Source organism: Nonomuraea endophytica, from assembly GCF_014203235.1.
Taxonomy (GTDB): Bacteria; Actinomycetota; Actinomycetes; order Streptosporangiales; family Streptosporangiaceae; genus Nonomuraea; species Nonomuraea endophytica.
The window spans coordinates 140,455-153,124 of the sequence record NZ_JACHIN010000001.1 but is presented as its reverse complement, the minus strand read 5'-3'; the positions used below and the strand labels follow the sequence as shown (position 1 = coordinate 153,124).

Below are 12,670 nucleotides of genomic sequence, written 5' to 3'. Positions count from 1 at the left end.
GGGAGGTGCCCGGTGGGGTTCAACGCTGATCCCCCGGACAGGCGGTTCGGCGAAGAGGGCGGGCAGCTGTCCTACGGTGGCTATTTGCGCCTGACGGAGCTGCTCGCACAGCAGCAACCCCAATCGCAGGCCCCGGACGAGCTGCTGTTCATCACCGTGCACCAGGTCTACGAGCTGTGGTTCAAGCTGCTCCTGCACGAGCTGGAGGCGGCCCGCTCGGCCATGTTCAACGGCGAGCTGTGGCAGGCCCGGCACGTCTTCCAGCGCGTGCACTCCGTTGAACGCGTGCTCGTCGAGCAGGTCCAGGTCCTGGAGACGATGACGCCCCAGGACTTCCTGGAGTTCCGCTCGAAGCTGTCACCGGCCAGCGGATTCCAGTCGGTGCAGTTTCGCGAGCTGGAGTTCCTGTCCGGCGCCAAGGACGCCCGCTATCTCGACCGCCTCAGGGACGCCAGCGAGGAAGAACTCGCCAGGCTCCGCAGGCGGCTCATCGAGCCCTCGCTGTGGGATGCTTATCTCACCGCCCTCTCCCAGCGTGATCTGCCGGTCTCCGACGCGGAGATCATGGATTCGCTGCTGGCCGTGGCGAGGGACCGCCGGTCGCACGACGACCTGTGGCAACTGGCCGAAGACCTGCTGACCCACGACGAGACCGCTCAGCTTTGGCGGATGCGGCACGTCCAGATGGTCGAGCGCCAGATCGGCACCAAGTCCGGCACCGGAGGCTCGACCGGCGCGCCCTACCTGCGAGGCAGGACGCGCCTGCACTACTTCCCCTTGCTGTGGGAACTGAGAGCCTGGCTATGACCAGCCAGGCGATGTTTGGCAAACCCTCACAAAGGAGTGAGAGCGAGATGCCGCTCGACGAGGCCAAGGATGAGCTGCTCCAGCGAGCCGCCCAGAGATGCGCCGCCGGAAACGACCATGTGACCCCCGACGAGGCGCTGGCTTTCCTGCGCGTCTACTACCGGCATGTCGCCCCGGAGGACCTGCTCGACCGCAACCCCATTGACGTGTACGGCCCGGCGATGTCGCACAAGCAGCTGGCCGAAGTGCGCCCGCAGGGCAGGGCGGTGGTCAGGGCGTTCACCCCCACTTTGGAGGACAACGGCTGGGATCCCGGCCATTCGGTGGTCGAGGTCGTCACCGACGACATGCCGTTCCTCGTGGACTCGGTGACGATGGAGCTGGACCGCCTCGACATCGGCATCCATCTGGTCGTCCACCCGCAGATGCGGGTACGCCGCGACATGACGGGCAAGATGCTCGGCCGCGGCCAGGAGGACGTGACCGGGCAGATGCTGGTCGAGTCGTGGATCCACATCGAGATCGACCGGCAGGCCGACCCCGAGGTGCTCAGGGGCCTTGAAGCCGACGTCCTGCGCGTGCTGTCGGACGTGCGCCACGCGGTCGAGGACTTCGCCAAGATGCGGGCCCTCGCCGTGCAGACCGCTGAAGACCTCACGCTCAATCCGCCGCCGCTGGAGCCCGCCGAGGTCGAGGACAGCCTCGACCTGCTGCGCTGGCTGGCCGACGGGCACTTCACCTTCCTCGGCTACCGCGAGTACCGCCTGGAGGAGACCGAGGAGGGCGACGCGCTGCGCTCCCTGCCCGGCGCGGCGCTCGGCATCCTGCGTGACGACCGGGTCGGCTCGGAAAGCTTCTCCACCCTGCCGGCCGAGGTACGCGCCAAGGCCCGCGAGAAGCAGCTGCTCATCATCACCAAGGCCAACTCGCGGGCGACCGTCCACCGGGCCGCCTACCTCGACTACATCGGGGTCAAGCTCTTCTCGCCCGACGGCGAGGTCGTGGGCGAGCGCCGCTTCCTCGGCCTGTTCACGCACGTGGCGTACAACGAGTCGATCTCCCGTATCCCGGTGCTGCGCCGTAAGCTCGCCGAGGTGCTGGACCAGGCGGGCCTGGCCGCCGACAGCCACGACGGCAAGGACCTCATCGAGATTCTGGAGACCTTCCCGCGCGACGAGCTGTTCCAGACCTCCGTCGAGCAGCTGGTCCCGATCGCGATGGGCGTGCTGCGGCTGCGTGAGCGCAAGCAGGTCCGGCTGTTCCTGCGGCGCGACGACTACGGCCGCTACATCTCCTGCCTCATCTACCTGCCGCGCGACCGCTACACCACCAAGGTCCGGCTCAAGATGCAGGAGCTCCTGCTCAAGGCCCTCGGCGGCAGCTCGCTCGACTACAGCGCGATGATCGGCGAGTCCGCGCTGGCCCGTCTGCACCTGGTAGTGCGGGGCGAGCGCGGCAAGCAGCTCCCGCCCCCCGGCGTGGACGTCGAGGAGCTGGAGTCGCGGCTGGCCGCGATCACCCGCTCCTGGGAGGACGACCTGGCGACCGCCCTGTCCGAGATGACCTCGGAGGAGGAGGCGCCGGGGCTCATCCGGCGCTACCAGTCGGCCTTCCCCGAGGGCTACAAGGCCGACTTCCCGCCGAAGATGGCCGTGGTCGACCTGCGCCGGCTGGAGCAGCTCGTCGGCGCGACCGACGGCGAGGTCGGGATCAACCTCTACGAGCCCTACGACGCCGCCGAGGGCGAGCGCCGGCTCAAGATCTACAAGCTCGGCACCCCGATCTCCCTGTCCAAGGTGCTCCCGCTCATCCAGCGCCTCGGCGTCGAGGTGGTCGACGAGCGGCCGTACGAGGTCGACAGGGACAACGACCCGGCCACCAAGAACGCCTGGATCTACGACTTCGGGCTGCACTACACACCCTCGCCCGAGGTCGACCGCAACGACTTCAAGCGCCTGTTCCAGGACGCGCTCGGCGCGCTGTGGAAGGGCGAGATCCAGGCCGACAACTTCAACGCGCTCGTGCTGTTGGCCGGGCTCACCTGGGAACAGGTCGAGATCCTGCGCGTCTACGCCAAGTACCTGCGCCAGGCCGGCACCACCTTCAGCCAGCGCTACATGGAACGTGTGCTCGGCGGCAACGTACGGCTGGCCAGGCTGCTGGTGCGCCTGTTCGAGGCCAGGCTCGACCCGCGGCGGGCCGACGACGTCCGCGCCGACCTGGTCGAGGCGCTGACCGAGGAGATCCTGGGCGCGCTGGACGAGGTGGCCTCGCTCGACGAGGACCGCATCCTGCGGGCCTACCTGGAGATGATCCAGGCCACCCTGCGCACGAACTACTTCCAGTCCGGTGCCGACGGGCAGCGCAAGGCGTACATCGCGCTGAAGTTCGACCCGCTGGCGATCAGCGTGCTACCGCTGCCCCGGCCGAAGTACGAGATCTTCGTCTACTCGCCGCGGGTCGAGGGCGTCCACCTGCGCTTCGGCAAGGTCGCGCGCGGCGGCCTGCGCTGGTCGGACCGGATGGAGGACTTCAGGACCGAGATCCTCGGCCTGGTCAAGGCGCAGATGGTGAAGAACACCGTCATCGTGCCCACGGGCTCCAAGGGCGGCTTCGTGGTCAAGCGCCCGCCGGCCGGCGGCGGCAGGGAGGAGCTGATGGCGGAGGGCATCGACTGCTACCGCACCTTCATCTCCGGCCTGCTCGACGTCACCGACAACCTGGTCGACGGCAAGGTCGTGCCGCCGCCGGACACCGTCAGGCACGACGGTGACGACACCTACCTGGTCGTCGCCGCCGACAAGGGCACCGCGACGTTCTCCGACATCGCCAACAGCGTGGCCAAGGAGTACGGGTTTTGGCTCGGCGACGCGTTCGCCTCAGGCGGGTCCGTCGGCTACGACCACAAGGCCATGGGCATCACGGCGCGCGGCGCCTGGGAGTCGGTGAAGTACCACTTCCGCACCACCGGCGTGGACATCCAGCACACCGACTTCACCGTGGCCGGCATCGGCGACATGTCCGGCGACGTCTTCGGCAACGGCATGCTGCTGTCCCAGCACATCCGGCTCCTGGCCGCCTTCGACCACCGGCACATCTTCATCGACCCCGACCCCGACGCGGACCGTTCGTTCGCCGAGCGGCGCCGGTTGTTCGAGCTGCCGCGCAGCTCCTGGGCCGACTACGACGCCGAGCTGATCTCGGCCGGCGGCGGCGTGTTCCCGCGCACCGCCAAGTCCGTCCAGATCTCCCCGCAGATCCGCCAGGCGCTGGGCATCGCCGACGGCATCACCTCGATGGCGCCCAACGACCTGATCAGCGCCATCCTCAAGGCCCCGGTCGACCTGCTGTGGAACGGCGGCATCGGCACCTACGTCAAGGCCTCCACCGAGTCCAACGCCGACGTCGGCGACAAGGCCAACGACGGGCTGCGGGTCAACGCCGCCGAACTGCGCTGCAAGGTCATCGGCGAGGGCGGCAACCTGGGCTTCACCCAGCTCGCCCGCGTCGAGTTCGCGCTCAACGGCGGCCTGGTCAACACCGACTTCATCGACAACTCCGCCGGCGTCGACACTTCCGACCACGAGGTCAACATCAAGATCCTGCTCGACCAGGTCGTACGCGACGGCGAGCTGACCGACAAGCAGCGCAACCAGGTCTTCACCTCGATGACCAACGAGGTCGCCGACCTGGTCCTGCGCGACAACTACAACCAGAACGTGGTCCTGGCCGCAGCCCGCGCCCAGGGCCCCGAGATGCTCCACATCCACGCCCGCTACCTGCGCAAGCTGGAACGCGACGGGCTGGTCAACCGCGAGCTGGAGTTCCTGCCGTCGGACAAGCAGCTCGCCGAACGCCGCCAGGCCAGGCTCGGCCTGACCGCGCCGGAGTTCTCCGTCCTGCTCGCCTACACCAAGCTCGTGGTCGACGCCGAACTGCTCGGCTCCGACCTGCCCGACGACCCCGCGCTGGCCTCGTGGCTGGTGTCGTACTTCCCGTCGGCGCTACGCGAACGCTTCCGCTCCTACATGGACGCGCACCCGCTGCGCCGCGAGATCATCACCACCTGCGTGGTGAACGAGCTGGTCAACTCGGCCGGAACCACGTTCATGTTCCGCCTCGGCGAGGAGAGCGGCGCGTCCACGCCGGACATCGTGCGCGCCTGGCTGGTCACCCGTGAGGTCTTCGACCTGGCCAGCTTCTTCCGCGCGGTGGAGTCGCTCGACAACAAGGCCGACACCTCCACCCAGATCGCCATGCTCCTGGAGGCCCGCAAGCTCGCCGAACGCGGCACCCGGTGGCTGCTCAACAACCGCCGCCCGCCGATGGACCTGTCCGGTTCGGTGAACTTCTTCGTCAAGGGCGTCAACGGGCTCCTCTCGCACATCCCCAAGCTGCTCACCGGCCCCGACCTGGCCGCCTTCGAGGAGCGCCGCGACGCGTTCGTGGCCCGCGGGGTGCCGATGGAACTGGCCGAGCGGTCGGCCTCGATGGTGCCCGCCTACTCCACGTTCGACCTGGTCGAGGTCAGCTCGCTGACGGACCGGCCGGTCAACGAGGTGGCCGAGGTCTACTTCGACCTCGCCGACCGCCTGCAGCTCGCCCAGCTCCGTGAACGCGTCATCGCGCTGCCCCGGGACAACCGGTGGAACGCCATGGCCCGCTCCGCGCTGCGCGACGACCTGTATGCCGCGCACGCCTCCCTCACCCGCGACGTCCTGGCCCACACGGCGCCGGGCGCGTCACCGGAGGAGCGGCTGGCCCGGTGGTCGGAGTCCAACTCGGCGGCGGTCGGGCGGGCCCGCCAGACGCTGTCGGAGATCTGGGAGAGCGACAACTTCGACCTCGCCACCCTGTCGGTCGCCCTCCGCGCCATCCGGACCCTGGTCTCGGCCAGCAACCTGCCACACGCGGGGTGACACCTGACGGTCCCGGGTCCGATCTGGGCCCGGGACCGGTCAACGGCGCGGCGTCGCGGCGCGCTGCCACGTCCGACGTGAGAAGCGCCCGACGATCGGCGGCCACCCGCTGCGGCGGGAGGCGCCCACTTGGCTTGCCGTAAGGGATGGAGAGGGGTTAGTCACCAGAGGCGCGCGTGACGCCGCCGTCGTGGGCGATCACTTCGGCGCGCGTTGGCGCGGACGCCGGCGGGACCGACGTCGCATATTGGTGGATCTCCGACACCTTCAGCGACCGCCGCAGCTTGGCGTCCGAGATCGCCCACCGCGCGTCGTCCGGCACCGGGATGCCGTCGCTCTCCGCGCTCTTCGTCGCGGGCGTGGTGGTGGAGGTCCTGGTCAGCGAGTATTGGATGAGCGCGCCGCCGTCCTTGGTGCGCAGCGAGAACACGGGGTTCTCGCCCGCGCTCAGGATCGAGTCGTAGGTGAACCCGTCCTGCTCCCAGCGCGCCCGGTCCTCGGCGATCTGCGAGGCGATGTCCGTCGTGTACGGCCCCGCCGACAGCAGATCGGCGGCCACCCCACCCGAGCCCGCCTCGGCCACCGTGGCATGCAGCGGCGCCATGAACTTGGGCCCGATCAGCACGCCCTTGTCGTCCGGCGGCACCGCCGTGGCATACCCCTGGGCGTCCACCTCGACCTCCGGCGCCTTCTCCCCGGGCAGCAGCCGCGCCGCCGAGCTCAGCCGCCACTTGTCGCTCGACTTCGCGAAGATGAGGAACGTCGGCTGCCCGTCGCGCGGCACCAGCACGCTGAACCACGGCGACGTCGCGTCCGCGGGGAAGCGCGGCACGAGCATCGTCGGCTGCCCCCACGTGTGCAGCGGCGGCCGGCCGCCGCTGGAGTCGAACGCGGCGGAGGTGAGGTCGCGCAGCCCGTCGCGGGTCAGGTCGACGGCGAACCTGAGGTCGCCGGCCCGGCGCAGCACGTCGTCGGTCGCGGTGATCTCGGTGAAGATCTCGCGCGCCTCGTCCGGCGTGATGGCGGGCGCCTCGGGCGAGGTCGTGGGCGTGGCGGTGACCGGTCCGCCGGTGACGTTCGCGGCCCGCGTGGGCGTGGTGTCAGGGGAGCCCGAGCAGGCGACCGTCGCGGCCAGCAGGCCGGCGGCGAGCGCCAGCACCTTCCGCCGACCGTAAGCACGCACCTCGCCATGTTATTCGGGCGGGCGAGGGTCGCGTACCCTTGGGAGACGTGGCACTCATCGATCCGGCAGAAGAGATCAACGAGCTCGCGGGCACGCTCCGGAGCATTCAGGACGTGCTCGACCTCGACGCGATGCGCAAGCAGATCGCGGAGCTGGAGGAGCAGGTCGCCGCGCCGGATCTGTGGGACGACCCCGACCAGGCGCAGAAGGTGACGAGCAAGCTCTCCCACCTTCAGGGCGAGCTCAACCGGGTCGAGGGCCTCAGCCGGCGCCTTGAGGACATCACCGTCCTCTACGAGCTGGCCGCCGAGGAGGGCGACGAGGACACCCGGGCCGAGGCCGATAAGGAGCTGGCCACGCTGCGCACCGACATCGGCGCGATGGAGGTCCGCACGCTGCTGTCGGGCGAGTACGACGCGCGCGAGGCGCTGATCACGATCAACTCCCAGGCCGGCGGCGTCGACGCGGCCGACTGGGCGGAGATGCTGCTGCGCATGTATCTGCGCTGGGCCGAGCGCAAGGGCTACTCCACCGAGGTCTACGAGACCTCCTACGCGGAGGAGGCCGGCATCAAGTCCGCCACCTTCAGCGTCAAGGCCCCCTACGCCTATGGCACGCTCCGCGGCGAGCACGGCACCCACCGGCTGGTCCGCATCAGCCCCTTCGACAACCAGGGCCGGCGACAGACCTCCTTCGCGGGCGTGGACATCGTCCCCGTCGTGGAGCAGACCGACCACATCGACATCAACGAGGACGAGCTCCGCATCGACGTCTACCGCTCCAGCGGTCCCGGCGGCCAGGGCGTCAACACCACCGACTCGGCGGTGCGCATCACCCACCTGCCGACCGGCATCGTGGTCTCCTGCCAGAACGAGCGCTCCCAGCTGCAAAACCGCGCCACTGCGATGGTCGTGCTGCAGGCCAAGCTGCTGGAGCGCAAGCGGCAGGAGGAGGCGGAGAAGATGTCGGAGCTGCGCGGCGCCACCACCACCTCATGGGGCACGCAGATCCGTAACTACGTGCTGCACCCGTACCAGATCGTGAAGGACCTGCGCACGGGCACCGAGGCGGGCAATCCGACCGCCGTGCTCGACGGCGACCTGGACGGGTTCATCGAGTCGGAGATCCGCTGGATGCGCCGTCAGGAGTCAGGCGCCCATTAGGTGCCTGGCCGCGAGGGCGAAAAAGAGGAGCACGAGCAGCACCAGGATGATCACGGCGGGTGAGAGCCCGCCGAATCCGTGCTGGTGCATCCGGTCGCGGTTGGCGCGGCAAAGTGCGCAGCGGCCCTCGATGACCGGATGGGCGCAGCGCGCGCAGACGAGGTCTTCGCAACTCATGTCAGCCCCAAGTGTAGCCGCACAATCGTTTTGTTTCCGTTATGGACGTTCCATGCCAGTCTTCCCCCTAGACTGTGCTCTGGCCAATCGGAACGTCGATCATCAGTAAAGATGGACGCCCCCGGTGGGCCGCGGCGGGAAGTGGGCATGTGCCACCCTTGCTTCCGTCCTGACCCCTAGACTGGCATGCCGTGATGCTCTCGTGATCCATTTCGATAATGTCACCAAGGTCTACGCGAACCAGAACCGGCCCGCTCTCGACCACGTCTCCGTTGACGTGGACAAGGGCGAGTTCGTGTTCCTCGTCGGTCCGTCCGGATCAGGCAAGTCCACGTTTCTCCGCCTGATCCTCAAGGAAGAACGACCCAATTCGGGTGCGATCCATGTCGCCGGCAAGGATCTGGCCCGTCTGTCGAACTTCAAGGTGCCGCACCTGCGCCGCCGTATCGGCTGCGTCTTCCAGGACTTCCGCCTGCTCCCGAACAAGAACGTCTACGAGAACGTGGCGTTCGCGCTCGAGGTCATCGGAAAGCCGCGGCGGTTCATCCGCAAGGTGGTCCCGGAAGTCATCGAGCTGGTCGGCCTCGAAGGCAAGGCACACCGCATGCCCGACGAGCTGTCCGGCGGCGAGCAGCAGCGTGTCGCCATGGCCCGCGCCTTCGTCAACAGGCCAATGATCCTGCTGGCCGACGAGCCGACGGGCAACATCGACCCCGCGACGAGCATCGGCATCATGAAGGTGCTCGACCGCATCAACCGGACCGGTACGACGGTCGTGATGGCCACGCACGATGCGGCCATCGTCGACTCCATGCGCAAGAGGGTCGTGGAACTCGAGGACGGCAAGATCGTCCGCGACCAGTCGCGTGGCGTCTACGGCCAGGCGTACTGACAGGGAGTTACAGACACAACATGCGGGCGAACTTCATCTTCTCCGAGGTCTGGATCGGCCTCCGCCGCAACCTGACCATGACCATCGCAGTGATCATCACGGTCGCGGTCGGCATGGCGATGCTGGGTGTCGGCCTGATGATCAACACCCAGGTCGGCATGATGAAGACCTTCTGGTACGACAAGGTCGAGATCTCGGTCTTCCTGTGCAGCAAGGACTCCGCCATGCCCGCCTGTAAGGGCAAGGGAGCCACCCCGGCCCAGGTCGAGACGCTCAAGGGCGAGATCCAGGGCATCCAGGGTGTCAAAGACGTGATCTTTGAGAACCAGACGGAGGCCTACAAGAACTTCCAGCAGTCCTTCGGCAGCAACCAGGCGCTCGTCCAGGCCGCCCGGGCCGAGGACATGCCGGAGTCGTTCCGCGTGAAGCTGCACGACCCCGACAACTACCAGCCGGTGATCCAGGCGCTGACCGGGAAGACCGGCGTCGCCCAGGTGATCAACCACAAGGACCTGATCGGCAAGTTCTTCGAGATGCTCGACACCCTGAGATGGGCCGCCGTCATCGTGGCCATCGTCCTGGTGCTCGCCGCCGCCCTGCTGATCGGCAACACCGTCCGGTTGTCGGCCTACAACAGACGCCGGGAAACGGGCATCATGCGCCTGGTCGGGGCCTCGAACCTGTACATCCAGCTGCCGTTCGTCATGGAAGGCGTCATCGCCGGCCTGGTCGGCGGCGTCGTCGCGGCCGTCATGCTGATCGTCACGAAGGTCTTCATCTTCGAGGCACTGTCCAAGTACCTGGGCACCTCCACCGCCCTGGGCTGGGACTCCGTGGCCTCGGTCATCTCGGCCACGATGGTGATCGGCGTGTTCATCTGTGTGCTCGCCTCGTTCGTGACGCTCCGCCGATACCTCAGGGTGTAGCGGAACGCCGGTACAGTCGAACCATGCCACGTGAGACCGGGCGGAAGGTCATCGCCCAGAACAAGCGTGCCCGGCACGACTTCCACGTCGAGGACACCTTCGAGGCGGGGCTCGTGCTGCAGGGCACTGAGGTGAAGTCGCTGCGTGAGGGCCGCGCCTCACTCGCCGACGGCTATGCCAGCATCGACGACGGCGAAGCGTGGCTGATGAACGTCCACATCCCCGAGTACGCCCAGGGGACGTGGACCAACCACACCGCCCGCCGCAAGCGCAAGCTGCTCCTGCACCGCAAGGAGATCGACAAGCTGGCCGCCAAGACGAAGGAGGGCGGGCTGACGATCGTGCCGTTGGTCCTCTACTTCAAGGACGGCAAGGCCAAGGTCGAGATCGGCATCGCGCGCGGCAAGAAAGACTGGGACAAGCGGCAGACCCTGGCCGATCAGCAGGCCAAGCGCGAAATGGCCAGGGCCCTACGGCAACGCAACCGATGAGCAGGGCCCGCCGTATCCTCGCCGCGGCCGTCACGCTGACGGCCGCGAGCATGACGCTGACCGGCTGCTTCGAGGAGCCGTCGGCGCACGACGCCGTGCGCGACTTCCTGGTCGGCTGGCAGTCGGAGGACTACGAGCTGGCCGCGAGCCGCGCCGACGGAGACCCGGCCGTCGTGCGCAAGGCGCTCGAAGCCGCCAAGCTCGACCTTGACGCCGCCTCCTTCCGCTTTCGTGTGAAGTCACTCAACCGGCAGGGCGACGCCACGACCGCCCAGTTCGGCGCCGAGGTGGACCTGGGCGAGAACAGCCCGTTGTGGGAGTACGAGAGCACGCTTCCGCTGCACCTGGTCAACGGGGTGTGGAAGGTGCGCTGGTCGCAGTCGGTGCTGCATCCGCAGCTCAAGGACGGGCAGCGGCTCGCCGTACGCCCGAGCTCTGAGCCCCGCCAGAAGGTCGTCGACCGCACCGGAGAGGCGCTGCAGCGGCCCGGCAGGCTCTACGTCGTCGGCGTGACTCCGTCCGCGCTCGGCGACGAGACCTCAAGCGTCGTCAAGCAGCTGGCCGCGATCACCGGCTTCGCCGAGGACCGGCTGCTGAGCCGGGTCAGGTCCTCGCCGCCCGGCGACTTCGTGCAGCTCGCCACGTTCGGCCGGGACCGCTATCTGCAGGTGCAGCAGAAGATCGCGGAGATCCGCCCGAAGGTCCACGTCCAGCCCCAGGACCAGCCGGTCGACCCGGCCCCGCCGCGCGACATCGTCGGCAAGGTCGGCGCGCTCACCCCGGAGACCGAGGTCAAGCTCGGCGGCCCGCAGCGCGCCGGCGACTCCGTGGGCCGCAACGGCCTGCAGAAGGCCTACCAGAACCACCTGACGGGCTCCACGAAGACCCAGGTGATCACCCTCGACCTCAAGACCGGCGAGGACGTCGCCGTCCTGAAGGAGTGGCCCGGCCGTCCCAACGGCCCCGTCCACACCACCCTCGACAGCCTCACCCAGCAGGCCGCCGACGCCGCCGTGAGCACCACCCAGTCCGGCACGCTCGTCGCCGTCAAGGCCTCCACCGGTGAGGTACTCGCGGTGGGCGCCAAGGACATGGGCCAGGTCAAGGACGCCCTGGGCGGCAAATACCCGGCCGGCACCGCCTTCTCCATCGTGGCCGCCGACGCGCTGATCAAGGCGGGCGTGAAGCCCAGCCAGCGGCTGCGCTGCCCCGCCGAGCGGACGGTGGGCGGCGCCAGGTTCGTCTTCACCGGCCAGACGCAGCAGCCCGCCGCCACCTTCCAGGAGAGCTTCGCCAGCGGCTGCGTGACCGCCCTCGCCTCGTTGGCCCGCCGGGTAGGGGCCGAGCAGCTCAAGCGCAGCGCCGAGGCCTATGGCATCGGCGTCAACTGGCAGCTCCCCCTCAAGGCGTTCACCGGCAAGATGCCCAGCCTGGTCACCGACGCGGAGAAGGCCCAGGCCATCGCCGGCCAGAACGTCGAGGTCAGCCCGCTGACCATGGCGCTCGTGGCCGCGGCGGTCAAATCCGGCACCTGGCGGCCGCCGTCGCTGGTGACCAGCCCCGACCGCCCCGACCCCGCCGCCGAACAACTCGCCACCAAGCCGCCCGCGAGCGTGCCGGTCGATCCCGCCGTCCGCACCGCCCTCACCGCGATGATGAAGGCGGGCGTCGCCAGCTCACCGTCCGCACAGGCGGGAGCGGGCAGAGTGTACGGCGTGGCCGCCGCCCTGCCGAGCCAGCAACTCGGCTGGTTCGTCGGCTGGCAGGGGGATGTGGCGGTAGCCGTACTCACCAAGAACTCCGACGCCGCGGCGACGGCAGGCCGCTTCTTCGGAGCGCTTCGTAACCCTAGGTGATTTTCTGATGACGTTGAGCAACCAATCCGACCCCCGGCTGCGTCTTACTGGATGACTGGGCCCGCTCGGGGGGTTGCGGACTCAGTCACCGCGACGAGACAGGACTTCATCTCGGGGGAAGTCCTGCCGTCCGGACCGGCTCGACCCTGCCGGTCGACCCCGGGGACGCGTGCTGCTGTGCCGCGTCTCCGGGGTTTCGGCATGTCCGGCGGAATATGAGTTGGCGTTGGTGGCGTTGTGAGGAGTATCTTCTTGT

Annotated in this window: 9 protein-coding genes; 7 read left to right on the top strand and 2 right to left on the bottom strand. The window is 68.5% G+C overall.

Annotation, left to right across the window (positions count from 1 at the left end; all coding sequences use genetic code 11):
* The first annotated feature begins 12 nt into the window (after positions 1 to 12).
* Positions 13 to 807: a tryptophan 2,3-dioxygenase gene (locus tag HNR40_RS57020; protein WP_184957687.1), complete on the top strand. Its 795-nt coding sequence runs from the start codon at positions 13 to 15 to the stop codon at positions 805 to 807.
* Positions 808 to 854: 47 nt separating this feature from the next.
* On the top strand, positions 855 to 5,726 hold the full coding sequence (locus HNR40_RS00650) for an NAD-glutamate dehydrogenase (protein ID WP_184957686.1): 4,872 nt from the start codon (positions 855 to 857) through the stop codon (positions 5,724 to 5,726).
* A 157-nt stretch (positions 5,727 to 5,883) separates the two neighbouring features.
* On the opposite strand, the gene HNR40_RS00645 is transcribed toward HNR40_RS00650, so the two are convergent.
* Positions 5,884 to 6,909: a DUF8094 domain-containing protein gene (locus HNR40_RS00645; protein ID WP_184957685.1), complete on the bottom strand. Its 1,026-nt coding sequence runs from the start codon at positions 6,907 to 6,909 to the stop codon at positions 5,884 to 5,886.
* A 47-nt stretch (positions 6,910 to 6,956) separates the two neighbouring features.
* On the opposite strand from HNR40_RS00645, the gene prfB reads away from it, so the two are divergent.
* A complete protein-coding gene (gene prfB, locus HNR40_RS00640; RefSeq protein ID WP_184957684.1) occupies positions 6,957 to 8,072 on the top strand; it encodes a peptide chain release factor 2 in 1,116 nt (371 codons plus the stop codon).
* On the opposite strand, the gene HNR40_RS00635 is transcribed toward prfB, so the two are convergent.
* Positions 8,058 to 8,249 (bottom strand): hypothetical protein, encoded by a 192-nt coding sequence (locus tag HNR40_RS00635; protein WP_184957683.1) that lies wholly within the window; start codon positions 8,247 to 8,249, stop codon positions 8,058 to 8,060. The two genes, prfB and HNR40_RS00635, sit on opposite strands and share 15 nt — an antisense overlap.
* A 202-nt stretch (positions 8,250 to 8,451) precedes the next feature.
* On the opposite strand from HNR40_RS00635, the gene ftsE reads away from it, so the two are divergent.
* Genes ftsE through HNR40_RS00615 form a run of 4 tightly spaced genes read left to right on the top strand, consistent with a single transcriptional unit; the run spans position 8,452 to position 12,414 of the window.
* Complete coding sequence (ftsE, locus tag HNR40_RS00630) at positions 8,452 to 9,141, top strand: cell division ATP-binding protein FtsE (protein ID WP_091079803.1); 690 nt, start codon at positions 8,452 to 8,454, stop codon at positions 9,139 to 9,141.
* Positions 9,142 to 9,161: 20 nt separating this feature from the next.
* The gene (ftsX, locus tag HNR40_RS00625; protein ID WP_184957682.1) at positions 9,162 to 10,067 is read left to right on the top strand and encodes a permease-like cell division protein FtsX; all 906 of its coding nucleotides are present in this window, start codon (positions 9,162 to 9,164) and stop codon (positions 10,065 to 10,067) included.
* Positions 10,068 to 10,090: 23 nt separating this feature from the next.
* Positions 10,091 to 10,558: an SsrA-binding protein SmpB gene (gene smpB, locus HNR40_RS00620; protein WP_184957681.1), complete on the top strand. Its 468-nt coding sequence runs from the start codon at positions 10,091 to 10,093 to the stop codon at positions 10,556 to 10,558.
* Positions 10,555 to 12,414 carry a penicillin-binding transpeptidase domain-containing protein gene (locus tag HNR40_RS00615; protein ID WP_184957680.1) on the top strand — a complete coding sequence of 620 codons (1,860 nt, stop codon included), beginning with the start codon at positions 10,555 to 10,557 and terminating at the stop codon, positions 12,412 to 12,414. Before smpB ends, HNR40_RS00615 begins: the two co-directional genes overlap by 4 nt.
* Positions 12,415 to 12,670: the final 256 nt, after the last annotated feature.

What these genes read in the sequence shown, in the direction of transcription:
- HNR40_RS00650 (WP_184957686.1), top strand. Translation starts at nt 855, where the DNA reads ATGCCGCTCGACGAGGCCAAGGATGAGCTGCTCCAGCGAGCCGCCCAG.
- HNR40_RS00635 (WP_184957683.1), bottom strand. Translation starts at nt 8,249, where the DNA reads ATGAGTTGCGAAGACCTCGTCTGCGCGCGCTGCGCCCATCCGGTCATC.
- ftsX (WP_184957682.1), top strand. Translation starts at nt 9,162, where the DNA reads ATGCGGGCGAACTTCATCTTCTCCGAGGTCTGGATCGGCCTCCGCCGC.
- smpB (WP_184957681.1), top strand. Translation starts at nt 10,091, where the DNA reads ATGCCACGTGAGACCGGGCGGAAGGTCATCGCCCAGAACAAGCGTGCC.
- HNR40_RS00615 (WP_184957680.1), top strand. Translation starts at nt 10,555, where the DNA reads ATGAGCAGGGCCCGCCGTATCCTCGCCGCGGCCGTCACGCTGACGGCC.